This is a genomic window from Streptomyces sp. NBC_00354, from assembly GCF_036106915.1.
GTDB lineage: Bacteria > Actinomycetota > Actinomycetes > Streptomycetales > Streptomycetaceae > Streptomyces.
Window position 1 is genome coordinate 119,848 of sequence record NZ_CP107983.1, and the last position, 25,774, is coordinate 145,621.

Below are 25,774 nucleotides of genomic sequence, written 5' to 3' on the forward strand. Positions count from 1 at the left end.
TGCTCCTCACGCCCTCAGCGGTCCGCGGTCCGCGGTCCGGACCCTCGTCTTCGACGCTACGAGGGGGGTTTAGACCGACCGTTACACCTACCCAAAAGAATCAGGGCACCCGCACACACCTGAAAAACTCGGTCAACCTGAGAGAACACCAGGCCACCACCCCTGCCCGTCAGCCGGCAGTCCCCCACGGGGCAGCCCCGACCAACACAGCAGACAACCAGCAGCCCACACCAGCCAACCAACCTGAACACACCCAGATCAAAGGACCAGCCCAGGCACTACTTCAATGGCCCGTCATAACGGTCATGGCGGTCCTTCTTCCTTTTCCTTCGCGGTTCACGGGCGGGATGTCCGTCCGTACTCGACCCGTTCATTCCAGCAACGGGCCGCCAGTCCCCTGTCGTCCGTACGGACGAGACGGTAGGACGAACGCGACACGGTCCGAATGCGGTGCGGCAGGAGGACGTCCGGGGTGACGGCGGCGGTCTGGTCCCCGTACCTGGTACGAGGCCATTGCGGGGCCCTCCCGGTGCGTGCACGGATAGGATCGTCTGATGCCGGCGGGGACACCCACCGCCGCCAACAGGGGGTTCACACGTGAAGAGTGCGGATGTGCGATACGGACTGGCGATCGCAGTGGCGGCCGCGGCGGGGGCCGCCCTGCTCACCGCCTGCGGCGGCGACTCCGGGTCGAAGCCGCTGAGCCTGAGCGGGCTGACGGAGACCGCAGACGGGATACCGGACGCGGGCCAGGACACCTGCCCGCTGCCCTACGACATCGCCAAGGCCGCGAAGGCCGCAGGCTTGAACGGGGAGGCCGGCCCCGGACGGGCGAAGGCGGCCGACGGGCCCGCCGTCGCGACCGGGGAGGGCGGCAAGCGGACCAAGCCCGACTCGCCGTTCGGGCGGAACCCCGGCGCGCTGGTGACCTGCCTGTTCCACATCGGCGAGGAGGACGTGGAGGTGCACACCGTGGCGACCGGGAAGCCGCTGGCCCTCTCGCCCGTCACGCCCGTCGTGCAACGGTACGCGGCCGTGGAAGTGGGCCCGCTCGGGAACTACATGCACCAAGCCACCAGCACGAAGCCCGGCGGAGCGCCGGTCACCACCGTGAACGGCAACGCCTCCTCGGTCCACCTCGAGCTCGACGGCGACGGGGACGCGTACCTGCTCGTCGGCATCGGGGCCCCCGAAACCGGTTCGCCTGCCCGGGACGGGCAGCGCACCACCGCCCTGGCCAAGGCCCTCGCGGGACAGCTCCCGTAGGCGCCCCGACCCGTCGCCCTCGAACCACAGCATCCTGGCGGCCGGCAGCGGGGCCGTGCCCCAGCGGTCGGTTACCGCCTCAAGACCCGTCTCGCGTTCGCAGCCCATCGATGGGTTGCAGGACTGGGCCGTTTCTTGGGGACCACCTCGCGGCCCAGATGTGCAGAGCCGCGAGGTGAAGGGCGCCCGGTAGACGGTCGCCGTCTAAGTCGTAGCAGGTGGCAAGGCGGCGTATGCGGTGTCGCAGCAGTAGACCGGTGTCCCCTGGGGGCGGGGGTGAATCGGGCACCGCATGGGTCTCACGATCAATTCCCTTCGGACAAAATGGAGTTGGTTACACGCGTAGACGGCGGAACCAGTGGTGCCCGCCCCTTGCCGCCTCGTCACGGCTCGCCAATGATGCTGCGGGCGCGCACCGGCAGACCGCCGCTCCGCTCCTCCCCCACGCCCCTGAGGAAACCTCGCATGCGAACGGGTCATCGCGTACGGAGATCGGCGGCCGCCGTCGCAGCCGCCTCGCCCTGGTCATCGCCGTCCCCCAGGCGGCCTTCGCGGCCCCGCCCCCGGGCCTGCCCGGCAACGCATCCGCACTGGAGTCGACGTTCCAGGCCGCCTACGACTACGACACGGACGGCTGCTACCCGACACCCGCCATCGGCTCTAACTTCGAGACGAAAGTGGTCATCGCCAAGGCGATGGTCCGACGGGCGACCGCTCCCACGACGAGGAAGAGTTTCGGTTGAGAGCGGTCATGACGCTTCGCCTTTCCACCGGGCGGACCGCGGGACACGAGGGAACCGCGTCCACGGCGCACGGGCCTTGTCGCCCCGGCGTCTGCCCTGACGGCGCGCCCGCAAACTCCTGGACGAGGCGACCGACGTCGTGCACGGGCGGGCTCGGCCTTGCGCCGAGCCCGCCACTCCGGCTCCACTACGGAGCCGCACCCGTGTCACGCCGTCAGCGCTGCAGTGTCAGCAGACCCGGCCGGTAGGGCAGGAGGCCGTAGTCGATGCCGTCGGAGCTGGGACTGCGTCCCTGGTAGAGCAACTGCAGGTTGCAGGGATCGACGGTCATGGTCTGATCGGCGCTGGTGCGGATCAGTTCGCCGTGGCTGATGTCGTTGGTCCAGGTGGCGCCGCTGTTGGCCTTGCCGGCGAAGGGGTTGCTCTCGGTGGCGGCCTGCGGGGTCCACGAACCGTTCAGGCTGGAGGCCGTGAACGAGCGGAAGTAGCGCTGCTCGTTCGCACCCCGAGCCTCGACGATCATGAGGTACTGGTTCTGGCCCTTGACCTTGTAGACCTGCGGCGCCTCGAACAGGTTCTTCACCGTGTCGCTCATGACCGTCGTGTACGAGGAGCCGAAGCTGCCCGGGAAGTTCCCGATCGGCATGCTCGCCCGGTAGATCTTGCCGTTGTCACCGGCGAAGAACAGGTACATGTTCTGGTCGTCACCGATGATCGTCTGGTCGATGGGTGCCGCTCCGGCGCCGATGCTTCCGGAGAAGAGCTCCTGCGGTGACGACCAGCCGTTCGGGTTGGTGGGGTCGCTCGACGTCCGGTAAGAGAACGCGGTCGCACCCCACTGGTAGGTGAGCACCCAGATGTTCTTCGGCGCGAAGTAGAACAGCGTCGGCGCGACGGTGCCGGTCGACATCGTGTTCTGGCTGGCGGAGGCCATCTCCGACCAGTTGGTGAACGGGCTGAAGTTCATCGAGCCCCAGTTGTTCCCCGTGTCGTGGGTCGTGGCGTAGACGAGTTGCCTGCCGTTGTAGGGGACGACGGTGAAGTCCTTGAGCGAGGCCCACCCGGGCTTGGGCTGCGCCAGCGCGCCCGTCGAGGTCCAACGGTAGGACGACGGAAGAGCACACGAGCCGGGAGTGCCGGCGCCGACCCGGACGAGCTGCCACTGCTGGTTGGTGCCGCCCCAGTCGTCGTACTGGACGATGTTCGCGTTGTCAGCGGTGGAGCCGCCTTGTACTTCGAGGGCCTTGCTGCTGTGGCGCGCGATGAGCCTCACGTAGCCGTCCGAGCTGTCGGCCAGCCGCCACTGCTGGTTGGTGCCGTTCACGTCGGCCCACTGGACGATCGCGGCGCCGTTCGCGGTGGACCCGTTCTGGACGTCCAGCACCTTGCCGGAGAGGCGGGACTTGATGCGGTAGTAACCGCCGCCGGAGTCGACGAACTGCCACTGCTGCTGGTTCTGATCGTTACGGGTCCACTGCGTGATGCGGGCCCCGTCGTTGGTCGCCAGGTTGTAGACGTCCAGGGCCTTGCCGCTATTGCGGTTGACCAGCACGTACGAGGCGTTGGGGTCGACTGCCGTCGCCGCGCCGGCGGGCTGCACACCGAGGAAGGCGACCAGGAGCAGCAAGGGCATAAGGACGGCGAGCAGGCGTCGTCTCAGGTGGGCCGGGGATGGAGGGCGAGACCTCATCAGAGGGGCTCCTTCGGGGAATGGGGGCGGGGTGACCCCGACGGACCGCGGGGCGGACGCGTCGAGGAGTCGGGGACGGGATAGGTGTGGAGGAGGCCGCACATGCCGAAGCGTTGGTGCTCTGGGCACTCCAGCCGTGACACTGCGCCGTGGTCAAGGTGGGAGAGGTCTCCAGCCTTCAGCCGTTCCAGCTGACGGCCGGTCGTGACGGCTGCGGCGAGGGCGCCGTCACGCCAGCGGATCCGCCAGGCGTCCAGGAGGTCGCTCTTCAGGCGTTTGGCCGCGATGTGGAACTCCCGCAGCCCCCCTTCGCGCAAGGCGAGGAAACCCTCCAGTGCCAGGTCGCGGCGGCGGCGGGCGGCCGCGGAACGGTCGCCGCTCAGGCCGGCCGCCCTGCCGTAGGCCTGGGGATCGGCCAGCACGGGCGCCGGGAAGGTGAAGACGGCGTCGCCCGCCTCGGGGAGTCCTCCGTTCTGCATGAGCACCACGAGGCGCAGGCCTCCGTCGTTGACGAGGCGGTGGATCGTGCCGGGGGTGAACCAGACGACGTCGCCGGGGAGCAGTGGGGTCTCGTCGAAACCGGAGGTGGTGAGGGTCTGTACGCTGCCCGCGCCGTCGATGACGACGTAGGCCTCGGAGCAGACGAGGTGCATGTGCGGCGTGCCGCCGCACAGCCCGTCGGCGGCCTCCCAGTCGTAGACGGCCAACCCGGAGATCCCCACGCCGCCGGGGAGCGGGGTCACCACGGGTGTTCCGCGATGTGGCGGGACAGGCGCCCGGCGGTCCACGCGCCGTCGGCCACGACGATCCGGTAGCGGCGCGAGAGGGTGTCGCCGGGGGCCAGTGGCAGTTCCTTGTCGAACGCCAGGGACGGGTTGACGGCGGGGATGGGTTTACTGCGGACGAACCAGTGGCAGGGGGCGTCGGGGTCGTCCAGGAACAGGAGCGCGGAGGAGCGGTCGACCTCGTCGTGCGCGCCGATGAAGGCCAGCCAGTCGCCCTGCTCGCCCATCGCGGGGCCGATCACTTCGCCGCCGGTGAACTCGCGCGGGCCGCGCCAGAACAGGCCGGAGTATCCGGCGAGCTCTCTGCCCTGCGTGCCGGGGCTGCCGAACACCAAATCGCTGTCGCGGACGTTGGTCAGCGAGGTGGTGACGTCCAGGGTCCAGAAGTCGGCCCCTACATCGTGTGCGGTCAGCGTGCGGCGCTCGTCGATCCAGTGCTCCCCCGCCATCGTGATCCAGGCCAGGGCTTCGGTGATCACGGCGCGGCCGGGGCCCGTTTCGGCGGACACGGCGAGGCTGTGCATCGTGCCGAGGTTCGGCAGGTCCACGTAGCCCTGGCCGCGCAGGTAGGTGCCGCCGCCCCAGAAGTTCTGCCCCGACACCCACGACGCCGTGATCTGGATGCCCTTGTGCCAGCGGTGGTCGTGCGGCCGGTAGCCGGTGACCACGTCGCCGGCGAGCGTGCGCACCGGATGCAGGTAGGGCTTCGGCGCCTCGAAGGGGTCCATGACCGATCGGTGTACGTACCGGAAGAGGTCAACGTCGCGTGCCCGGACGGTCAGGGAGTCCTCGTTCTGGAGGAGTTCGAACGTCACCGGAACACCCCCGGGCGCCCGCCGTTGAGCGAGACGTAGTACGGGTCGGCCGCGTCGATCTCCCCGCGCCGGACCGGCAGGCCGGTGATCGCGGCCTTGTACAAGCCGGTGACCAGTTCCATGGTGGGCCTGCCGAGATCGGGCCGGGTCCCCGCCTCGTAGTCGTCCAGGAAGGCCGCGAGCTGGGCGGTGTGCGAGCTGGGCACGTCGTCCGGCAGCTCCCACTTCACGCTCGGCGACCTCGTGGTGAAGGTCCAGTCCGCGTTGGAGTAGCCGTACAGGTGCCGCAGCTCGACCGTGGCGTCGGTGAGGTCGAAGCGCAGGTAGCTCTCCTCCCGGGGGGAGAGGACGCTGTTGACGACCGTCGCGACGGCCCCGTTGTCGAACCGGACCAGGGCTGCGGACACGTCCTCGGTCTGGACTTCGCGTGCGAGGCGGCAGGCCATCGCGCGCACCTCGGTCCATTCGCCGAGCACCGCGAGCATGAGGTCCATCTGGTGGATGCCGTGGCCCAGGGTCGGGCCACCTCCCTCGCTCTCCCAGGTTCCGCGCCAGGGCACGTCGTAGTAGGCGTCGTCGCGGTGCCACGCCGTGACGCACTGCGCGACGAGCGGTCGGCCCAGCGTCCCGGCCGTGATCCGGTCGCGCAGGTACCGGGACCCCGAGCCGTACCTGTGCTGGAACACCGCGCCCGCGTGGGCGGGCCCTTCGGCGGCGCGGATCCGGTCGAGCTCGGCCAGCGACAGGGCCACCGGCTTCTCGCACCACACCCACGCCTGCGCCTCCAGGCAGGCCACGGCCTGTTCGGCGTGCAGGAACGGAGGCGTGCACAGGTGCACGAGGTCCGGGCTCTGCTCCTTGAGCATGGTGTGCAGGTCGGTGTAGACCGCGGGGATGCCGTGTTCGGCCGCGAACTGCTCGGCGCGCGCGGCGTCCACGTCGACGGCTGCCACGATCCGGGCCCGGTGCGCCTGCGCGCGGAGGGCAGGGACGTGGCAGATGCCCGCGATCCCGCCCGTTCCGACGATCGCCGTCCTGATCATCCGCCAAGCACCTCCTTGATGGAGTAGTAGGCGGGCTTGGGCAGCAGGTTCTCGTCGTAGGGCAGCGCCGCGCCCTCGCCGGGGAAGACGGAGGGGATCCACGAGTACTTGTCCGTGTAGTCCCAGATGGTGACTCCGACGCACTTCTTGACCGCCAGGCAGGCCTTGACGTAGTCGGCGTACCAGGTGGCCTGGGTGGCGAGCTTTTCCGGGGTCGCGGGGAGGGCCATCCGGATGTCGAGCTCGGTGACCGCGACGTCGACGCCGAGGTCGGCGAAGCGCTGCATGTTCTGCTGGACGTCGCCGGGGAAGCCGTACTGGAGCGCCAGGTGGCCCTGGATGCCGAAGCCCTCCACCGGGACCCCGTCGGCCTTCAACTGCTTGATCAGGGTGTAGTAGCCGTCGCTCTTGGGGCCTATGCCGTCGACGTTGTAGTCGTTGAGGTACAACTTGGCGTGCCGGTCGGCCTCGTGGGCCCAGCGCAGGGCGTCGGCGATGTAGCCGGGGCCGAGCGTCTTGTAGAAGAGCGATTCGCGGTAGGTGCCGTCCTCGTTGAAGGCCTCGTTGACCACGTCCCAGTGGATCACCTGGCCCTTGAAGTGCCGGACCTCCGTCTGGATGTGGTTCTTGAGGATGGCACGCAGCTCGTCGGCGCTCCAGGTGCCCTCGGTGAGCCATGCGGGGAGCTGGTTGTGCCAGATGAGGGTGTGGCCGCGGACCTTCTGGTGGTGGGACTTGGCGAAGGCGACGACCTTGTCGGCTTCGGTGAAGTCGAAGACGCCGCGCTCGGGCTCGGTGGCGTACCACTTCATGGCGTTGCCGGGGGTGGTCTGGCCGAATTCGCTGCCGAGGAGCTTGAGGTAGGCGGCGTCAGTGAACTCCGGGTTGTCGGTGGCGGAGCCGAAGTACTTGTGGTGCTTCGCGGCCAGTTCGCCAAGCGTCCTGGGACGGGGCTCGGCGGCTGCGGGCGCCGCGGCGAGACCGGCCGACAGACAGATGGCGGCGGACAGGGCGGTGAGGATCCGGGACATGGGAACGGGCATGTGTACGGACATGGCGGGTTGCTCCTCGGGGTGCGTGCAGTTCAGTCGAGGACGATCGTGGTCAGCGCGCGCGGAGCGAGCTTCGCCGTGAGGGTCGTGCCGTGCGTGGAGACGATGTCGGCCGGGGTGATCGAGCGGGTCCCGTCGGTGACGTAGCCGTCGGGGTGCCGGTCGTGCCCGCCGCGAAGGGAGAACTCGGTGGAGCTTTCGGTGGTCGCGGTGTTGAGGATTTCGATCACGCGGCTGCCGTCGGCGTTGCGGAAGGCCGTGATCTGCAGTGCCGGGTCGGCCTTCGTGACTGGTACGCGGACGGCGCCGGGTCGGATGAAGCGGCTGAAGGCGGCCAGGGCCCAGTACCGCTTGGACACCCGGTAGTCGTCACCGGGGTTGGCGAGCTGGATGAGCCCCCGGGTCGCGCCGAGGGACGCGCCGGTCCAGTAGACGTAGGCACTGGCGTTGCCGGTGGTCAGGGTGTTCTGGATGTCGGCGCCGACAGCGAGACCGTCGTAGCCGCTGCCGTCGTCCCAGTTCTCGTTCCAGGTGGCGCCGTCCGGGGACCATTCCGACATCCACACGGGCTTGTCGGTCGGCTGCGGGACCGCGGTCGGACCGCTGTAGCGGTGGCCGGTGACGGTCCGTACGGACTTGCCGGCGGCGGGGTCAGCCTCGATGGCCTCGGTGTAGGCGACCTGCCGGTCCCAGCCCGCGGCGTCGCAGCAGACCAGCCCGGTCTTCAGTCCGGACGCGCGGACGGTCGGCCCGAGCACCTTGAGGAAGTCGACGGCCTGCTGCGGGGTGAACCGCATCGAGGCGTAGGTCGCCGTCCAGTCGGGCTCGTTGGTGAACCCCAGGTCGGTGATCCCGATGCCTTCCTGACGGTAGAACTTCGCGTACTGCACGAGGTAGTTCGCGTAGGCCTGGCGCCATTCGGGCAGCAGCTCACCGCCGTTGTTCTCGCTGCTGTTGGTCTTCATGAAGGCCGGGGCGCTCCAGGCGTCGGCGTAGAACCGTTTGACGCCGTAGGCCTTGGCCTCCTTGGCGAGCCAGACCTGGCCGCCGTCCTGGCCGTCCCAGACGTACTTCGGTGTGGCGTCCGGCCCGCCGGGATCGGTCGGCAGGATCGTCGGCATGTGGTCGTAGACCCTGTCGGTCGACGACCCGATGCCCAGGCGCAGGATCGAGAGGCCCGCGCCCTTGTCCTTGCTGAGCAGCAGGTCGAGCACTTCGCGCTGCTTGGCCGGGCTGAGGCCGCGCGCGCCGTGCAGCAGGTCGGCCCTCTGGAAGGCCATCGAGAAGCCGAATCCGTCGATGGGCTGGAGCGCTGTGCGGAAGTCGATGCCGGTTCGCGCGGGGGCGGGCGCGGGCGAGGGGGCGGGGGCGGCCGCGGCCTGCGATGTTAGCGCTAACAAAAATGGGACTGCCAGTGCGATCAAACGTTTCACAATGTCTCCTCGGGGGTGGAGGTCGCGCGGGACGGGTCAGCCCTTGGTGGCGCCCGCCGTGAGGCCGCCGATCAACTGCCGCTCGGCGACGGCGTAGAACGCGAGGGCGGGGACCATGGCGAGCACGATGTAGGCGAGGACGAGCGCGTAGTCGGTCGAGTACTGGCCCTGGAACTGCTGGACGCCGACCGGGATGGTCTGCCATTTCGGGTCGTTGAACACCAGCAGCGGCAGGAAGAAGTTGTTCCAGCTCGCTACGATCGCCAGCACCGACACCGTGCCGAGCGCCGGACGCGCCATCGGCAGCAGGATCTTCCAGAAGAAGCGGAACTTGCCGCAGCCGTCCATGATGGCCGCCTCCTCGACCTCCGCTGGGATGGTCCGGAAGAAGCTGCGCAGGATGATGATGGTCATGGGGAGCCCGAAGGCCGCCTGCGGGAGGATCACGCCGAGCGGGTTGTCGAGCAGGTCGAAATTGCGCAGCAGCAGGAACAACGGCAGGACGGCCACGGCGAACGGGAACATGAGCCCGATCGTGAACAGCGTGTAGAACAGCTCCCTGCCCCGGAAGGCGTAGCGGGCCAGCACGAACGCCGCCATCGCGGAGGCCGCCACCGTGCAGAAGGTCGTGCCGATCGCGATGCCCGCACTGTTGGCGATCTGCCGCCAGAACATTCCGTCGCCGAGAATGCCTGTGTAGTTGCCGGCCTTCCAGTGTTCGGGCAGCCCGAACGGGTTGGTCGTCAGCTCGCCGGTGCTCTTGAACCCGGAGAGCACCGCGTAGACCAGCGGCACGACGACGAAGGCGCCGATCAGCCAGACCACGGCGTGCAGCGACAGGCCTCGAGCCGTCTTGCGTGCGTTCATCGGCCACCTCCCGAGGTGACGGCCCCGCTCAGGTCACGGCGGAGCACGTAGCGCTGGTAGAAGAGGGAGAAGACCAGGCTGATCACGAACAGGACCACGCTGATCGCACTGGCATAGCCGACCTGGTAGCGCTTGAACCCGAACTGGAACATCGAGATCGCCATGGTCTCGGACGAGTGGTTGGGCCCGCCCGCCGTCATGACCCACACCAGGTCGAAGAGTTGGATGGCGCCGATGATCGAAAGGAAGGCGCTGATCCGGATCGTCGGGCCGAGCAGCGGCAGCGTCACGTGCCGGAAGCGCTGCCATGCGCCCGCGCCGTCGATGGAGGCGGCCTCCAGGACCTCGTTCGGGATGCTCTGCAGGCCGGCGAGGAAAAGCATCATGTGGAAGCCGAAGTACTTCCAGGTCATGACCACGAACAGGGTCGGCATGACCGTCGAGGGATCCGCGAGCCACTTCCCCTGCAGCCCCTCCAGGCCGAGGGCGCCTGCGAGATGGTCGGCCATGCCGGCACCGGGAAGGAAGATCATGGTGAAGAGGACCGCCGTGACCACCTCGGACAGGATGTACGGCGCGAAGAACAGCATCCGGTAGACGGCCCGGCCGCGCAGCCGTTGGTTGAGCAGGACCGCGGTGAACAGCGCGAACGGCAACTGCACCGTGATCGAAAGGGCGATCAGGTACAGCCCGCGCCTCAGATCGCCGAGGAAGACCTGATCGCGGAAGAGCGTGGCGTAGTTCTCGAGGCTGATGAAGTCGTCCAGGGGGCCGATCCCGCCCCACTTGAAGAAGCCCGTGTAGACGGCGACGACGATCGGTGCAAGGACGAAGACGAGGAAGAGGACCAGAGCCGGGACGAGGAACCAGGCGACCGACGCCCAGCTTCCCAACCCGCGCAGGAGCGAGCGCGCCGGCCGGGCGTGCGGGTGCGCCGGCACGGCTTCCTTCGTCCGCTCCTCGGTCAGGGTGGACACGGAGCTAGGCACCCTTCGCAGCCTCGGTGATCGACTTCGTCACCTGCTCGGGCGTCTTCTTGCCCGCGATGAGGTCGGCGACGCTGTCGTTGACCTCCTGACCCACCGCGGGCGGGTAGGCCTGGTCGAGGAAGAGCTGGAAGCCCGTTGCCTTGACCAGGCTGTCGGCCACCACCTTTCTGTTGGGCTCGGTGAGCCGGCTCTCCGCGCCCTTGACCACCGGCAGGTAGCCGTTGGAGGCCAGCAGCTTGGACTCGTTCTCCAGTACGAAGAACTTCAGGAAGTCCAGCGCCTCCTTCGGGGCGCCCTTGCGCAACGCGAAGCCGCTGCCACCGCCGAACACCTCGGCGGCCTGGCCGACGCCGCCGTCGACCGTCGGGAAGGGGAAGAAGCCCAGGTCCGCTCCGAGGTCCGCGCCCGCGTCCTTCTGTACCGACGGCGCCCACTGCCCCATCAGCTCCATGGCGGCCTTGCCGTTGCCCATGGTTGCGGCCTGGCCGCCGGGGGTGGAGTACCCGGCGCCGAGGAAGCCCGTCTGGAAAGGCTGGAGGTCGACCAGTTCCTTGAGGTGGGTGCCCGCCTGGACGAAGCCGGCGCCGGTGAAGTCCTTGGTGGTCGCGGCCTGCTGCAGCGCGGGGAGGCCCGCGACGCGCATCGCGAGGTAGGCCCAGTAATAGTGGCCCGGCCACTTCTCCTTGCCCGCGAGGGCGATCGGAGTGACGCCCGCCGCCTTGAGCTTCTTGACGTCTTCGAGGAACTCGGCCCAGGTGGCCGGCGAAGCGGTGATCCCGGCCTGGGCGAAGAGCTTCTTGTTGTACCAGAAGCCGACCATGCCGACGTCGTAGGGCACCCCGTAGGTCCGGCCCTCGAACTGGTAGGCCTGCAGCGAGACCGGGGTGAGTTCGGAGGACCAGCCGAGCGCCTCGGTGAGGTCCTCGACCAGCCCCGCGTCGATCTGCTGCCGCAGGACGCCGCCGCCCCAGGTCTGGAAGACGTCGGGGAGCTTGCCCGATGAAGTGTTGGCCGTGAGCTTGGACTTGAACGCCTCGTTCTCCAACGAGGTCGTCTTGATGGTGATGTTCGGGTGAGCGGCGGTGAACGCCGAGGAGATCTGTGGGAACAGGGACTTGCCCGGTTCCGTCGTGGCGATGTTCCACCACGCGAAGGTCACCTTGCCGTCGGCCGCCGACCCCGAGCCGGAGCCACCGCCGCCGCAGGCCGCGGTGAGCGAGACGGACAGAGCGGTCAGGCCCGAGAGCGCGAGGAAGCTTCGTCGACTCGGGGTGGTGCTGGCCATGGGACCTCCGGGGTGGTGAATGCCGGTTCGCTTCGAAAATGTTTCGTAACATTCTCGAATTGCTGCTGCCACAAACTAGGAACGCGAAGCCACCCGGTCAAGCCTTCTTACCGAATTTCCTTCCGCAGCAGCCGACTTATGGCTTGACAACCAGGTCGCGCCGACCGGAAACTCTTCGAAAGTTTGCGATACATGTCGCTCACATAAGGCGTCAGCGCGGAGGAGAGAATTGAGCGAGCAGCGCCCGACCCTGGCCGTCATCGCCGCTGAGGCGGGGGTCTCCCAGGCCACCGTGTCCAAGGTGGTCAACGGCCGCTCCGACGTCGCACCCGCGACACGCGAACGGATCGAGAGCCTGCTGCGCTCCCACAACTACCTCCACCCCGGCGCGCAGGCCAGGGCCCGCAGGTCCGGCCTGGTCGACCTGATCATCGGCGGCCTGGACAGCGCGTGGGCAGTGGAGATACTGCGCGGCGTCGAAGCCGAGTGCGCCCAGCGCAGCGTCGGCACCGTCGTATCGCTCGTCCCGCCGGGCGAGGCCACGCCTTCGAGTTGGGCCGCACTGCCGGTCCTGCACCACAGCGACGGCGTCATCCTCGTCACCGCCTCGGTCACCCAGGCCCAGCGCGCCCAGGTCGAACAGGCCGGGGTGGCACTCGTCGTCATCGACCCGATCGACCTGCCGGGCAACGGTGTCCCGAGCATCGGCGCGACCAACTGGGCGGGCGGCCTCGCCGCCACGGAACACCTGCTGGAGCTGGGGCACCGCCGGATCGCCGCGATCGGCGGGCGCAAGGAGATGCTCTGCAGCCAGGCCCGCATCGACGGGTACCGCGCCGCGCTGGAGCGGGCCGGGATCGAGGTCGACCGCGACCTGATCCGGTTCGGCGACTTCGGGCACGAGGGCGGGTTCCAGCGCGCCCGGGAACTGCTCGCCCTCCCCGAGCCGCCGACCGCCGTCTTCGCCGGCAGCGACCAGCAGGCGATGGGCGTCTACGAAGCCGCCCGGCAGGTCGGACTGAGCATCCCGCAGGACCTCAGCGTGGTCGGCTTCGACGACCTGCCGATGTGCGAATGGCTGTCCCCGCCGCTGACGACGGTGCGTCAGCCGCTGGAGGAGATGGGTCGGCTCGCCGCCCGCACACTCTTCCAGCTCCTGGACGGCCAGCCCCTGGTCAGCCCCCGGATGGAGCTCTCGACCGAGCTCAAGGTCCGGCTCTCCACCGCCCCGCCCCGTTCCTAGGCGGATCCGGCCTGACCGACAAGACACCCCCTAGGAGAACTCCTTGCCCGAGCCCTGGCGTGACCCCCTCATGCCCGTTTCCATACGAGTCGCCGATCTGTTGAAACGGATGACGCTGGAGGAGAAGGCGGGTCAGCTCGCCGGCTTCTGGGCGCTGCCCTCGGATCCGGGCGCACCCGTCGCGCCGATGGAGGACGATTCCGGCGAGTCGGCGCCCGGCCTCGACGACATCGTCGCCCACGGCCTCGGCCAGCTCACCCGGGTGTTCGGAACCGCGCCGATCACCGCGGAAGCCGGGATGGAGCGGCTCGCCTCGCTCCAGCGGCAGGTGACCGAAGCCGGCCGGTTCGGGATTCCGGCGGTCGCTCACGAGGAGTGCCTGACCGGGTTCATGACGTTCGGAGCGACGGTCTTCCCCGGGCCACTGGCCTGGGGCGCCTCCTTCGATCCCGGACTCGTGCGCCGGATGGCCGCCGCCATCGGCGCCGGGATGCGGCGGGTCGGCGTCCACCAGGGGCTGGCTCCCGTGCTCGACGTGGTCCGCGACTACCGGTGGGGCAGGACCGAGGAGTGCATCGGCGAGGACCCCTATCTTGTCGGAGCCATCGGCACCGCCTACGTACAGGGCCTGGAGGGCGCCGGGGTCGTGGCGACGCTCAAGCACTTCGCCGGGTACTCGGCCTCGCGCGGCGGCCGGAACATGGCCCCCGTCGCCTCGGGACCGCGCGAGTTCGCCGACGTACTGGTCGAGCCCTTCGTACGGGCACTGCGCGAAGGGGGCGCCCGGTCGGTGATGAACAGTTACACCGACGTGGACGGCGTTCCGGTGGCCGGCGACGAACAGCTGCTGACCGAACTGCTCAGGGGCGAGCTGGGGTTCGGCGGTGTGGTCGTCGCCGACTACTACGCCGTCTCCTTCCTGGAGACCCGGCACGGCGTCACCGGATCGCGGGGCGCGGCCGGCGCGCTGGCGCTGACCGCCGGAATCGACGTCGAGCTGCCCACCGCCCGGTGCTACGGCGAGCCGCTGACCGAACTCGTACGGGCGGGAAGCGTGCCCGAGGAGCTCATCGACCGGGCCGCGGAACGGGTCCTGCTCCAGAAGGCCGAGCTCGGCCTGCTCGACCCCGACTGGGAACCCGTCAAGCCCGAGCCGATCGACCTCGACCCGCCGGAGAACCGGGCACTGGCCAGGCTCCTGGCCGAACGGTCCACCGTGCTGCTCGCCAACGACGGCATCCTGCCGCTGCGGCCGTGCCGGGTCGCGATCAGCGGGCCGTACGCCGACGACCCCCAGTCCTTCCTCGGCTGCTATTCGTTCCCCAACCACGTCGCGCTCCCCGGCGACCTCGGGCTGGAGATCCCGACGCTCGGCGAGGCGCTCACCGCTGCCGGGTTCACGGTCACCGACGAGGAGCCGGACGTGAACCTGCTCGTGCTCGGGGACCGGGCCGGCATGTTCGGCCGGGGCACCTCCGGAGAGGGCTGCGACGCCGAGACCCTCGAGCTGCCCGGCGACCAGGCCGCACTCGCCTCCGCCGTGCTGGACTCGCAGGTGCCGACCGTCATGGTCCTCGTCTCCGGACGGCCCTACGCGCTCGGCACGCTCGCCGAACGCGCATCGGCCGTGGTACAGGCCTTCTTCCCCGGCGAGGAGGGCGGGACGGCACTGGCCCGGATCATCAGCGGCGCCGCGGAACCGTCCGGGCGGCTGCCCGTCTCCATCCCCCGCCAGGTCGGCGGCCAGCCCGGCACCTACCTGCACGCCAGGCTCGGCGGGCACACCGACTGGAGCTCGGTGGACCCGACCCCGCTGTTCCCGTTCGGCCACGGGCTGAGCTGGACCAGCTTCACCTGCTCGGAGCTCTCCGTGGATCCCGTCGCCGCGACGGACGGGACCGTCGCCGTTTCGTTCACCGTACGCAACGTCGGCGAGGTGGCCGGGACCGAAGTGGTCCAGCTGTACCTCTCCGACCCCGTGGCGTCCGTCGTCCGGCCGCAGCGGTGGCTCGCCGGATTCGCCAGGGTCGAACTGGGGCCGGGCGCCGCCTTGCGGATCACCTTCTCGGTCCATGCCGACCGGACCTCCTTCACCGGGCTCGACCTGCGCAGAAGGGTGGAGCCCGGGGAGATCGGCGTGGCCGTCGGACGGTCCAGCGGCGATCTTCCGCTCCACGGCTCCTTCACTCTGGAGGGCCCCGTACGCCACCCCGCGGACGACCGGGTGCTGTCCGTGCCGGTCGAGATCGTCCCGGCTCCATGACCGGATACTTCGGTGATCCCGTGCTGCCCGGGTTCCGGCCCGACCCGTCCGTCTGCCGGGTGGGAGCGGACTACTACCTGGTGACGTCCAGCTTCGAATGGTTCCCGGGCCTTCCCGTGTTCCACAGCCGCGACCTCGTGAACTGGCGGCGCATCGGCTCCGCGCTCGACCGGGCGTCCCAGCTCGACCTCGACGGGTGCGAGCCCTCCCGGGGTCTGTTCGCACCGACGATCCGGCACCATGACGGGGTCTTCCACCTCGTCTGCACGCTGATGGACGGCCCGGGCCATTTCGTCGTCACCGCGACCGACCCGGCGGGGCCGTGGTCGGAGCCCCACTGGTTGGAGGGCGAGGGCTTCGACCCGTCGCTGTTCTTCGACGACGGGCCGGACGACGGCGAGGGCGACGGGGACGGGGAGGGCGAGAGGGACGAGGGCGGCGACGGCGACGGCGACGGCCGGGCCTGGTTCACGGCCGCACGAGTCGTGGACGAAGCCGCGGGCCGCACCGAGATCTGGATGCGCGAGTACCTTCCCCGGGAACGACGGCTGACGGGACCCGAGCACGTCCTGTGGTCGGGGAGCCACCCCGGCGCCCGATGGTCGGAAGCCCCGCACCTCTACAAGACCGGCGGCACCTATCTCCTGGTCACCGCCGAGGGGGGCACCGATGTGGAGCACCGTGTGGTGGCCGCCCGCGCCGCCCGCGTGACCGGCCCCTACAAGGGCGCCCCCGGCAATCCGGTACTACCGCCCGCCAAAGGTCCGGTCACCTGCACCGGGCACGCCGACCTCGTCCAGACCCCGAACGGCGACTGGCGCGCCGTCCTCCTGGGCGTCCGCCCCGGCTCCGCCCTCGGCCGCGAGACCTTCCTCAGCCGGATCACCTGGGACGCGGGCTGGCCGGTCTTCTCCCCCGTCGACCACACGGACCTCCGCCTCCCCGTCCACGACGACTTCGCCACCCTCAGCGCGGACTGGAGCATCCTGCGCACGCCGCGGGAGCGGTTCTGGACCACCGGCGACGGGCTCCGTCTCCAGCTCCGCCCCGACCGCCTCGGCGAACGCACCACCCCGTCCCTCCTGGCCCGCCCCCAGGAGCAGCCCGACTGCGACGTCTCCACCGAGCTGCACTTCACCCCCACCGCACCGGAGGAACAGGCCGGCTTCGCGGTGGTCTTGGACGACGACACCCATCTCCTCTTCCTCCGCACCGCGGAAGGACTCAGCCTCCGCCGCGGGGCCGAGGTCCTGGCCGGCGTTCGCGTCCCTGCGGGCCCCATTCGCCTGGGGGTCCGAATCCGCGGTTTCAGCCACACCTTCGCCCACGCGGCACCCGGCGGAGCCTGGCAGGACCTGACCACCGTCGAAGCCACTTTCCTCACCCCGCTGTTCACCAGCGTCCAGCTCGGCCTCTACGCCACCTCCAACGGCCGTCCCTCCACCAACCAAGCCCACTTCAAACGTTTCGACATCACTTACCCGAGCCCACAGGAACCGCCGGGCAGGCGCTGACACCGCCGATGCCGCGGGCAGGTGGCAATCAGCCTCCGCCACCTGCCCGTTCGCACCCCCACCTCCCGCCCAGCCGACCCCGTTGACCTCGGGGTACGTGGCCGCGATGCACCTCGCCGGAGCGGATCGACTGCCCGGACCAGCAGCGTGCGGAGTGCGGGACGGCCTTGTCGCCGCCGCCCGTCGAAAGTATTGACACGTCAATTGTGAGCGTTAACACTCGTGCGCAGCAGGCGGCTGCCGCACTGACCTCGCTGCCGCCTGTCGACGCCCGACAGCCCTTGTGCGCGGCACCCTCATCCCCCACGGACCATGGAGTTCGCCATGCCGGTTCCGCCCTTCAGCCGCCGCTCCATGATCAAGGCGACCGGTGTCGCGGTCGTAGCCGCAGCTGTCGGCCCCGTACTGAACACCGTCTCCGCGGCGGCGCAGACACCCCCGGTCAGGTCCGACATCGGAGTGTCGGCGTTCCCGTTCGACCTGGGTCAGGTCCGGCTCACCAGCAGCCGCTGGCTCGACAATCAGAACCGCACCCTGGCCTATCTCCGCTTCATCGACGTCGACCGCCTGCTGTACAACTTCCGCTCCAACCACCGGCTCTCCACCAACGCCGCGGCCCCCACCGGAGGATGGGACGACCCGGCGTTCCCCTTCCGCACCCATGTGCAGGGCCACTTCCTCACGGCATGGGCCCAGGCCTACGCCGCGGTCGGGGACACCACCTGCCGCGACAAGGCCGACCGCATGGTGGCCGAGCTCGCCAAGTGCCAGGCCAACAACTCCACGGCGGGCTTCTCCGCCGGCTACCTGTCGGGCTTCCCCGAGGCCGACTTCACCAACCTCGAAGCAGGCACGCTGAAGAACGGGAACGTCCCGTACTACTGCGTCCACAAGACCATGGCCGGTCTGCTCGACGTGTGGCGCCTCATCGGCAACACGCAGGCTCGTGACGTGCTCCTCGCGCTCGCCGACTGGGTCGACCGGCGCACCGCCGCGCTCAGCCGGAGCACGATGCAGTCGTTGATGGGCGTCGAGTTCGGCGGCATGAACGAGGTACTGGCCGACCTCTACCAACAGACCGGCGACGCACGCTGGTTGACCACCGCCCAGCGGTTCGACCACGCGGCGGTCTTCGACCCCCTCGCCGCGAACCTGGACCAACTGGGCGGTCTGCACGCCAATACGCAGGTGCCCAAGTGGATCGGAGCCGTCCGCGAGTACAAGGCCACCGGGACGACCCGCTACCGCGACATCGCCGCCAACGCGTGGACGATCTGCACCACCTCGCACACCTACGCCATCGGCGGCAACAGCCAGGCGGAACACTTCCGGGCCCCGAACGCCATCTCCGGCTTCCTCGTCGCCGACACCTGCGAGCTCTGCAACTCGTACAACATGCTCAAGCTGACCCGAGAACTGTGGCAGCTGGACCCCGGCCGGGCGTCGTACTTCGACTTCTACGAGAAGGCCCTGCTCAACCACGTCATCGGCGCCCAGAACCCGGCCGACCCACACGGGCACGTCACCTACTTCACCCCCCTCAACCCGGGCGGCCGCCGCGGCAAGGGCCCGGCGTGGGGCGGCGGCACCTGGAGCACCGACTACGACACGTTCTGGTGCTGCCAGGGAACGGGCATCGAGTCCAACACGAAGCTGATGGACTCCGTCTACTTCCACGACGGCGGCACCACCCTCACGGTGAACCTGTTCCTTCCCTCCGTCCTGGACTGGACCCAGCGAGGCATCACCGTCACGCAGACCACCTCCTATCCGGCCGACGACACCACGACGCTCAAGGTCACCGGCGGCGTCGGCGGGACCTGGTCGATGCGCGTCCGCATCCCCGGATGGACTTCGGGCGCCACCCTCAGCGTCAACGGCGTCGCCCAGAGCGTCACGGCCAGTCCGGGCACCTACGCCACGCTCACCCGGTCCTGGGCCTCCGGCGATACGGTCACCGTGAAGCTGCCCATGCGCGTGGCCCTCCAGGCCGCCAATGACAGCCCCAGTGTCGCGGCGATCACCTACGGCCCCGCCGTCCTCGCCGGCAACTACGGCAGCACCAAACTGTCTTCCCTCCCGGCCCTGGACGCCTCCTCGATCACCCGAACCAGCAGCACCTCCCTCGCCTTCACGGCCACCGCCGACGGGACGAAGGTCGGCCTCGCCCCCTTCCACGACGCCCAGGGTTTCAACTACACCGTCTACTGGCGGACGGACACTCCCGGCTTCCGTCTCGTCAACGCGGCCAGCGGACTCGTCCTCGGCATCCGTGACATGTCCACCGCCGACGGGGGCCTCGCCCTGCAGTGGGCCGACTCCGGCACCGCCGACCACAATTGGCTCCTTCTCGTCGATGGCGCCGCACTGCGGCTGCGCAACCTCAACAGCGGCAAGGTCCTCGGCGTGAAGGACATGTCCACCGCCGACAACGCCCCGATCCTCCAATGGGCCGACACCGGCACCCCCGACCACCGGTGGACCGTCGTCGACGCCGGCAACGGCTACCACAAGCTTCAAAACGTGCACACCGGCAAGCTGCTCGGCATCGAAGGCGGCGCCACCGCCAACGGCGCCGCGGCCGTACAGGTGCCCGACACCGGAGCCTCCGCCAGCCAGTGGCAGTTCGTCCCCGACGGCGCCAGGCGCATCCAGAGCGTCGCCAGCGGGCGGGTACTCGGTGTGCGGGACATGTCCACCGCCGACGGCGGCCTCGCCGTCCAGTGGGACGACAACGGCACCGCCGACCACCTCTGGACGGCCGTCGTCGACACTGGCGGCCACCTGCGCCTGCGCAACTCCCACAGCGGCAAGGTCCTCGCCGTGGAGAACGGCGGCACCGCCAACGGCGCCCGGATCGTCCAGTGGGCGGACAACGGCACCGCCGACCACCGGTGGCGCCTGCGCCACGGCGGCGGCGACACCTTCAAGATCCAGTGCGCCAACAGCGGCCGCGTCCTCGGCGTCTTGGGCGCCTCCACCGGCCAGGGAGCACAGGCCGTCCTCTGGGACGACAACGGCACCAACGACCACCTGTGGCGATTCATCTGACCCCGTTGACCCCGCTGACCTCGCGCCGAGTCCCCCGACCGCCACAGGCCGCTCGCGGCGAAGGGAACTCGGATGGGAGGCGCTCGGGTCAGCATGGGCCGATTCTGCCGGAAGCGCCCACCGGTCAGGCGGACGCGGGCAGATCGGGGGCGGACTCGCGCACAGTCAGGCGGGTCGGGAGGATCAATGGGCTGGGGCGGTGTCCTTCGATGGCACTGACCAGCATCCTGGCCATCTCCTGCCCCAGCGCCCGTACCGGCTGATGGACCGTGGTCAGCGGCGGGCTGGTGTGACGGGCGCTCGCCAGGTCGTTGAAGCCGATCACCGCGACGTCCTCGGGCACCCGGAGCCCCCGTTCCCGCAAGGTGCGCAGCGCGCCGATGGCCATCGCGTCGGAGGCCGCGAACACCGCGTCGGGATCGGGGTGCGCCCGGAGCAGCCGCTCCATCGCCTCGGCGCCGCCCTCCTCGGTGAACTGCCCGGGCTCGACCCCGAGCAGGGGCAGGCCGGACAAGGTCAGACCGTCGGTGAACCCCTGCTCCCGCGCGACCGCGGCCCTGGCGTCCACCTGCCCGGTGATCATGACGGGCCGTCGGCGGCCCGTACGCGCGAAGTGCTCGGCGGCCAGGCGGGCACCGCCCCGGTTGTCGGCGTCCACGTACCACGTGGGCTCCCCGATGAGCGGGAGCCCGCCGAAGACGACGGGCAGATCGACCTCCTCGCCCAAGCGGCCCAGCGGATCGTCGCCCCGCAGCGCCATCAGCATGACGCCGTCGGCCCGGCGGGAGCGCAACAGCCGCTCGAACCTCTCCCGGCCGCGCGGGGTGTTGGCCAGCAGCAGGATCAGTTCCAGCTCGGTCTGCTCCAGCGCCGCGCTGACGCCGACGATGACCTCCGCGAAGAACGGGTCCGCGAACAGCCCCGGTTCGTCGCTGGAGAGCGCCAGCACCACCGCTCCGACCTTGCGGGTCGCGAGCGCCTGCGCGGACGGATTGGGCACGAAGTCCAGCTCGCGCACCGCCCGTTGGACCGCCTCACGCTTGGCGCGGCTGACGTGCGGGGCGTTGTTGATCACCCGGGAGGCCGCGGTGCGCGACACACCGGCGCGTGCGGCCACCTCGTCGAGGGTCGGCATGCGCTTGGGTGACGGCTCCATGGAAGAACTGCTCCTCGGGCTCACGCGGACGGCGGACGGCGAACGGCGAACAGCGGCCATGATTCCATGCACCGCCCGGCTTCGGACCTGCACTCGGACGTCGTCCTCGGTCTCGATCTGGTAGCGCTTCCAACCAATGACGCCATACCGGCCACGCCGGTAATTCTGTGTTCAACCACTTGACACACCCCGGTAACGGCCCCAATCATCCCATCAGCGCGATCCGACCCCACACCAAAACTGGAAGCGCTTCCACTTCCCCACCCCCACCGGAGGAAGAACCATGCGCAAGTCCGTCCGAGCCGCATCCGCCCTGCTGGCCGGTGCCCTCACCGCCGGTCTCTCCCTGCTCAACGCCGGCCCGGCCTACGCCGCCGACCCGACCACCATGACCAGCGGCTTCTACACCGACCCCGACAACTCCGCCCTGCGGTGGACCAACGCGAACCCCGGAGACGGGCGGGCGGCGGCGATCCGGACGTCCATCGCCAACACCCCGGCGGCCCGCTGGTTCGGCAACTGGAGCGGCGACATCGGCGCCGCCACCGGCGCCTACGTCGGCCGCGCGGACTCCTACGACAAGTTGCCTGTCCTGGTCGCGTACAACATCCCCAACCGGGACATCTGCGCCGGTCAGTCCGGCGGCGGCGCCGGGAGCCGCGCCGCGTACGACGCCTGGATCACCGCCTTCGCCAGTGGCATCGGCAGCCGCCCGGCCGTCGTGGTCCTCGAACCCGACGCGCTCGGCCACGAGAGCTGCATGACGGCCACTCAGATCGCTGAGCGCAACGCCATGTTGAAGAACGCGATCGCCCAGTTCAACGCCAAGGCACCCAACACCTGGGTCTACCTCGACGCCGGGAACCCCGGCTGGGTCGGCGCCTCGACCATGGCGCAGCAGCTCGCCACCGCCGGGGTCAGCGGGGCGCGGGGCTTCGTGCTGAACGTCTCCAACTACTTCACCACCGACCAGAACACCTCCTACGGCAACGCGGTCAACTCCGCCCTGGCCTCCTACGGCTACACCAAGCCGTTCGTCGTCGACACCAGCCGCAACGGCAACGGCTCCAATGGCCAGTGGTGCAACCCCGCCGGCCGCCGGATCGGCACTCCCACCCAGCGCGGCGGCGGCGCCGAGATGCTGCTGTGGGTCAAGGTCCCCGGCGAGTCCGACGGCAACTGCGGTGTCGGAGCCGACTCCTCGGCCGGACAGTTCCTGCCGGAGGTCGCCTACAAGATGATCTATGGCTACTGACCCGCCCCCACCCCCCTCCGCTCCCCGAAGACCGGGCCCCGGCGCCAGGGCGAGCCCCGCGGTCCGACGCCAGGGCCCGGCGCCCGAGCACCCCTACCGAAGGAACCCCGTGCGCATCCCCCTGCACCGATCAGTCCTGGCAGCGAGCGCGCTCACGCTGCTCCTCGGCGCCGTCACCCCGGCCTCCGCCGCCGAGGCGGGCTCCCACACGCTTCCCGCCAACACCCGCTTCTACGTCGATCCCGACAGCGACGCGGCCCACCAAGCCGTCACCGACCTCATCCACCGGGACTTCGAGGGCGCCAAGTCGATGGCGAAGCTGGCCAGTTGGCCGGAGGCCGCCTGGTTCACCGACGGCACCCCGGAGCAGGTCGAATCCCGCGTACGCGACCTGGTGCGCCGGGCCGAGCGGACCCGGACCGTTCCCGTTCTGGTGGCCTACGACATCCCGCTGCGCGACTGCTCCCAGTACTCCTCCGGCGGTGCGCGGTCAGACGCCGAGTACCAGGCCTGGATCAGCGCCTTCGCCCGGGGGATCGGCCGCAGCAAGGCCGTCGTCATCCTCGAACCGGACGGGCTGGCCAACCTCCCCTCCGACTGCGGGCCCGACAGCGACCCCACCGGCGCGATCACCACCGGACGCTACGCCGACCTCAACCACGCGATCGACGCCCTGGAGCGGCAGCCGAACAGCGTGGTCTACCTGGACGCCGGCAACAGCCACTGGCGCAGCGTCGGCGACGTCGCACAACGCCTCCTCCAGGCAGGTGTCACCCGTACCCAGGGCTTCTCCCTGAACGTCTCCAACTATCTGGCCACCGATCTGTCCACCCACTTCGGCACCTGGGTCTCCCACTGCCTGTGGTTCGCCACCAAGGGCCCGGACTGGGCCAAGGGGCACCCCGATTGGTGCGCGAGCCAGTACTACTCCCCCGCGGCGCCGAACGACGGGCAGCCGGGGAACGCCGTGAACGTGGACGACCCGTCCACGTGGCACTGGACCGACCTGTGGTTCCAGCAGAACGTCGCCGCCCCACCCGCCCAGGAGCTCACCCATCTCGTCGTGGACACCGGCCGCGACGGCCGGGGCGCCTGGACCCCGCCCGCGGGCAAGTACAGCGGCGATCCGCAGACCTGGTGCAACGCTCCCGGTCGCGGCATCGGGGCCCGGCCGACCGCGGACACCCGTGTCCCGCTCGTGGACGCCTACCTGTGGATCAAGACCGTCGGCCAGTCCGACGGCGAGTGCAACCGCAGCATCCCGGGCGGCACCATCGACCCGGAGTACGGCGTCGTCGATCCCGCGGCCGGTGTGTGGTGGCCGGAGCAGGCCAAGTCCCTCGCTCGCAACGCCGCCCCCGCACTGGAGTTCAACACGGCCCTGCGCTGACCGGAGACGCGAACTGAAGGAATTGCCCGTTCATGGCGGAATCCCGCATGGCGGGATCTCGCCTCAGGGGCCGCCGTTCTGATTTCGCCTGAGCTTCGACAGCAGCCCAGTCGAGCGATCCTCATCGAAATATTTTCGATGAGGATCGCTCTATGAAAAGCGGCTATTGGGCTATTCAGAGGGACCGAATTCTCGAAAGCCTTTCGAAAGTCTTGACATGTTTCTGTCGTGTTTCCAGACTGAAGCCCGAGGCGATACCCCCCGCCTGTGTCCGGGTGCCGGGTTCCGGCCTTGGATCTTTACGCCCCGGCTGTGAGCGTCCTTTGCCAATGGACGCGGGGTCGTTCGCGCGGATTGTCCCTGCCGCGCTCCAATCTCTTCCGTGATTTCTGTCCTGGAGGCTCTTTCATGGGCTCAAATGCCATTCCCCCATCCACCGTCCGCCGGAAGATCGGCGTTCTTCGTACGGCGCTGGTCGCCGGCGCCCTCGCTTCGGCCGCCATCCTGGTGGCTCCGCTGGCCTCACACGCCGCCGAGAACACGCTCGGTGGCGCCGCGGCGCAGAGCGGCCGCTACTTCGGCACCGCCGTCGCCTCGGGCAGGCTGGGCGACTCGGCGTACACGACGATCGCGGGCCGCGAGTTCAACATGGTGACCCCCGAGAACGAGATGAAGATCGACGCCACCGAACCCCAGCAGGGCCAGTTCAACTTCGCCGCAGGTGACCGCGTCTACAACTGGGCGGTGCAGAACGGCAAGCAGGTACGCGGCCACACCCTGGCCTGGCACTCGCAGCAGCCCGGCTGGATGCAGAACCTCAGCGGCAGCGCGTTGCGCCAGGCGATGACCAACCACATCAACGGCGTGATGGCCCACTACAAGGGCAAGCTCGTCCAGTGGGACGTCGTGAACGAGGCCTTCGCCGACGGAAGTTCGGGGGCCCGGCGCGACTCCAACCTGCAGCGATCCGGCAACGACTGGATCGAGGTCGCCTTCCGAACCGCGCGCGCCGCCGACCCGTCCGCCAAGCTCTGCTACAACGACTACAACGTCGAGAACTGGACCTGGGCGAAGACACTGGCCATGTACGCCATGGTCCGGGACTTCAAGCAGCGCGGAGTGCCGATCGACTGCGTCGGCTTCCAGTCCCACTTCAACAACGACAGCCCGTACAACAGCAACTTCCGCACCACCCTGCAGAGTTTCGCCGCCCTCGGCGTCGACGTGGCCGTCACCGAACTCGACATCCAGGGCGCGTCGGCCACGACCTACGCCAACGTGACCAACGACTGCCTGGCCGTCCCGCGCTGCATGGGCATCACCGTCTGGGGTGTGCGCGACACCGACTCCTGGCGGTCGGAGCAGTCGCCACTGCTGTTCGACGGCAGCGGCAACAAGAAGCCCGCCTACACCTCCGTGCTGGGCGCGCTCAACGCCGGTTCCTCCACCCCCACTCCAACCCCCACGCCCGGTTCCGGACAGGCCAAGGGCGTCGGTTCGGGCCGCTGCCTGGACGTGCCCGGTGCCAGCACCACCGACGGCACCCAGCTCAACCTGTGGGACTGCAACAACCGCACCAACCAGCAGTGGTCCTACACCGCCGCGGGCGAGCTCAGGGTCTACGGCGACAAGTGCCTGGACGCCGCCGGCACCGGTAACGGCACCAAGGTCCAGATCTACAGCTGCTGGGGCGGCGACAACCAGAAGTGGCGCCTCAACTCCGACGGATCCATCGTCGGGGTCCAGTCCGGCCTCTGCCTGGACGCCGCCGGCACCGGCACCGCCAACGGCACCCTGATCCAGCTCTACTCCTGCTCGGGCGGCAGCAACCAGCGCTGGACCCGCACCTGACGAACCGTCACGGCGAAAGGGTGAACCGATGGAACCGATGAAGACCTACGGTGCGGCCTCCCCCGCCCCTCCACGAAGGCATC

General features: G+C 69.5%; 18 protein-coding genes. 8 read left to right on the plus strand and 10 right to left on the minus strand.

Annotation, left to right across the window (positions count from 1 at the left end):
- The first annotated feature begins 597 nt into the window (after nucleotides 1-597).
- Nucleotides 598-1,266, plus strand: a complete 669-nt coding sequence (locus OHT74_RS00670) for a hypothetical protein (protein ID WP_328618890.1) — start codon at nucleotides 598-600, stop codon at nucleotides 1,264-1,266.
- A gap of 957 nt (nucleotides 1,267-2,223) precedes the next feature.
- On the opposite strand, the gene OHT74_RS00680 is transcribed toward OHT74_RS00670, so the two are convergent.
- The 9 genes from OHT74_RS00680 to OHT74_RS00720 form a co-directional block, all read right to left on the minus strand.
- Nucleotides 2,224-3,699, minus strand: coding sequence for a non-reducing end alpha-L-arabinofuranosidase family hydrolase (locus OHT74_RS00680; protein ID WP_266659501.1), 1,476 nt, complete (start codon nucleotides 3,697-3,699; stop codon nucleotides 2,224-2,226).
- Complete coding sequence (locus tag OHT74_RS00685; protein WP_328623229.1) at nucleotides 3,699-4,442, minus strand: cupin domain-containing protein; 744 nt, start codon at nucleotides 4,440-4,442, stop codon at nucleotides 3,699-3,701. Before OHT74_RS00685 ends, OHT74_RS00680 begins: the two co-directional genes overlap by 1 nt.
- Complete coding sequence (locus OHT74_RS00690; protein ID WP_328618891.1) at nucleotides 4,439-5,299, minus strand: PmoA family protein; 861 nt, start codon at nucleotides 5,297-5,299, stop codon at nucleotides 4,439-4,441. The genes OHT74_RS00685 and OHT74_RS00690 overlap by 4 nt, the downstream gene beginning before the upstream one ends.
- On the minus strand, nucleotides 5,296-6,342 hold the full coding sequence (locus tag OHT74_RS00695) for a Gfo/Idh/MocA family protein (RefSeq protein ID WP_328618892.1): 1,047 nt from the start codon (nucleotides 6,340-6,342) through the stop codon (nucleotides 5,296-5,298). The genes OHT74_RS00690 and OHT74_RS00695 overlap by 4 nt, the downstream gene beginning before the upstream one ends.
- Entirely contained in the window at nucleotides 6,339-7,397 is a 1,059-nt protein-coding gene (locus OHT74_RS00700; protein WP_266659507.1) for an endo-1,4-beta-xylanase, read from the minus strand. Before OHT74_RS00700 ends, OHT74_RS00695 begins: the two co-directional genes overlap by 4 nt.
- Nucleotides 7,398-7,426: 29 nt before the next feature.
- On the minus strand, nucleotides 7,427-8,674 hold the full coding sequence (locus OHT74_RS00705; protein WP_443047236.1) for a glycoside hydrolase family 30 protein: 1,248 nt from the start codon (nucleotides 8,672-8,674) through the stop codon (nucleotides 7,427-7,429).
- A gap of 189 nt (nucleotides 8,675-8,863) precedes the next feature.
- Nucleotides 8,864-9,694: a carbohydrate ABC transporter permease gene (locus tag OHT74_RS00710; RefSeq protein WP_267002855.1), complete on the minus strand. Its 831-nt coding sequence runs from the start codon at nucleotides 9,692-9,694 to the stop codon at nucleotides 8,864-8,866.
- Nucleotides 9,691-10,671: a carbohydrate ABC transporter permease gene (locus OHT74_RS00715; protein ID WP_405705747.1), complete on the minus strand. Its 981-nt coding sequence runs from the start codon at nucleotides 10,669-10,671 to the stop codon at nucleotides 9,691-9,693. The genes OHT74_RS00710 and OHT74_RS00715 overlap by 4 nt, the downstream gene beginning before the upstream one ends.
- Nucleotides 10,672-10,675: 4 nt before the next feature.
- A complete protein-coding gene (locus tag OHT74_RS00720; protein ID WP_266659513.1) occupies nucleotides 10,676-11,968 on the minus strand; it encodes an extracellular solute-binding protein in 1,293 nt (430 codons plus the stop codon).
- Nucleotides 11,969-12,197: 229 nt separating this feature from the next.
- On the opposite strand from OHT74_RS00720, the gene OHT74_RS00725 reads away from it, so the two are divergent.
- The 4 genes from OHT74_RS00725 (at nucleotide 12,198) to OHT74_RS00740 (ending at nucleotide 20,039) form a co-directional block, all read left to right on the plus strand.
- Nucleotides 12,198-13,211, plus strand: coding sequence for a LacI family DNA-binding transcriptional regulator (locus OHT74_RS00725; protein WP_266659515.1), 1,014 nt, complete (start codon nucleotides 12,198-12,200; stop codon nucleotides 13,209-13,211).
- Nucleotides 13,212-13,254: 43 nt separating this feature from the next.
- Nucleotides 13,255-15,474 (plus strand): beta-glucosidase, encoded by a 2,220-nt coding sequence (locus OHT74_RS00730; protein WP_443047237.1) that lies wholly within the window; start codon nucleotides 13,255-13,257, stop codon nucleotides 15,472-15,474.
- On the plus strand, nucleotides 15,471-16,988 hold the full coding sequence (locus tag OHT74_RS00735) for a glycoside hydrolase family 43 protein (RefSeq protein ID WP_328618895.1): 1,518 nt from the start codon (nucleotides 15,471-15,473) through the stop codon (nucleotides 16,986-16,988). Before OHT74_RS00730 ends, OHT74_RS00735 begins: the two co-directional genes overlap by 4 nt.
- Nucleotides 16,989-17,312: 324 nt before the next feature.
- Nucleotides 17,313-20,039, plus strand: coding sequence for a beta-L-arabinofuranosidase domain-containing protein (locus tag OHT74_RS00740; protein ID WP_331746728.1), 2,727 nt, complete (start codon nucleotides 17,313-17,315; stop codon nucleotides 20,037-20,039).
- Nucleotides 20,040-20,163: 124 nt separating this feature from the next.
- Here the strand turns inward: OHT74_RS00740 and OHT74_RS00745 are convergent, their stop codons facing one another.
- Nucleotides 20,164-21,195 (minus strand): LacI family DNA-binding transcriptional regulator, encoded by a 1,032-nt coding sequence (locus OHT74_RS00745; RefSeq protein WP_266659518.1) that lies wholly within the window; start codon nucleotides 21,193-21,195, stop codon nucleotides 20,164-20,166.
- A gap of 283 nt (nucleotides 21,196-21,478) precedes the next feature.
- On the opposite strand from OHT74_RS00745, the gene OHT74_RS00750 reads away from it, so the two are divergent.
- The 3 genes from OHT74_RS00750 (at nucleotide 21,479) to OHT74_RS00760 (ending at nucleotide 25,691) form a co-directional block, all read left to right on the plus strand.
- Entirely contained in the window at nucleotides 21,479-22,450 is a 972-nt protein-coding gene (locus OHT74_RS00750) for a glycoside hydrolase family 6 protein (RefSeq protein ID WP_328618897.1), read from the plus strand.
- Between the two features lie 109 nt (nucleotides 22,451-22,559).
- Nucleotides 22,560-23,840 carry a glycoside hydrolase family 6 protein gene (locus OHT74_RS00755; protein WP_328618898.1) on the plus strand — a complete coding sequence of 427 codons (1,281 nt, stop codon included), beginning with the start codon at nucleotides 22,560-22,562 and terminating at the stop codon, nucleotides 23,838-23,840.
- Nucleotides 23,841-24,248: 408 nt separating this feature from the next.
- The gene (locus OHT74_RS00760) at nucleotides 24,249-25,691 is read left to right on the plus strand and encodes an endo-1,4-beta-xylanase (RefSeq protein WP_328618899.1); all 1,443 of its coding nucleotides are present in this window, start codon (nucleotides 24,249-24,251) and stop codon (nucleotides 25,689-25,691) included.
- Nucleotides 25,692-25,774: the final 83 nt, after the last annotated feature.

Coding starts and splice junctions, on each gene's coding strand:
- OHT74_RS00745 (WP_266659518.1), bottom strand. CDS start 21,195: ATGGAGCCGTCACCCAAGCGCATGCCGACCCTCGACGAGGTGGCCGCA.
- OHT74_RS00735 (WP_328618895.1), top strand. CDS start 15,471: ATGACCGGATACTTCGGTGATCCCGTGCTGCCCGGGTTCCGGCCCGAC.
- OHT74_RS00695 (WP_328618892.1), bottom strand. CDS start 6,342: ATGATCAGGACGGCGATCGTCGGAACGGGCGGGATCGCGGGCATCTGC.
- OHT74_RS00760 (WP_328618899.1), top strand. CDS start 24,249: ATGGGCTCAAATGCCATTCCCCCATCCACCGTCCGCCGGAAGATCGGC.
- OHT74_RS00680 (WP_266659501.1), bottom strand. CDS start 3,699: ATGAGGTCTCGCCCTCCATCCCCGGCCCACCTGAGACGACGCCTGCTC.
- OHT74_RS00710 (WP_267002855.1), bottom strand. CDS start 9,694: ATGAACGCACGCAAGACGGCTCGAGGCCTGTCGCTGCACGCCGTGGTC.
- OHT74_RS00750 (WP_328618897.1), top strand. CDS start 21,479: ATGCGCAAGTCCGTCCGAGCCGCATCCGCCCTGCTGGCCGGTGCCCTC.
- OHT74_RS00740 (WP_331746728.1), top strand. CDS start 17,313: ATGCCGGTTCCGCCCTTCAGCCGCCGCTCCATGATCAAGGCGACCGGT.
- OHT74_RS00700 (WP_266659507.1), bottom strand. CDS start 7,397: ATGTCCGTACACATGCCCGTTCCCATGTCCCGGATCCTCACCGCCCTG.
- OHT74_RS00720 (WP_266659513.1), bottom strand. CDS start 11,968: ATGGCCAGCACCACCCCGAGTCGACGAAGCTTCCTCGCGCTCTCGGGC.
- OHT74_RS00705 (WP_443047236.1), bottom strand. CDS start 8,674: ATGGCCTTCCAGAGGGCCGACCTGCTGCACGGCGCGCGCGGCCTCAGC.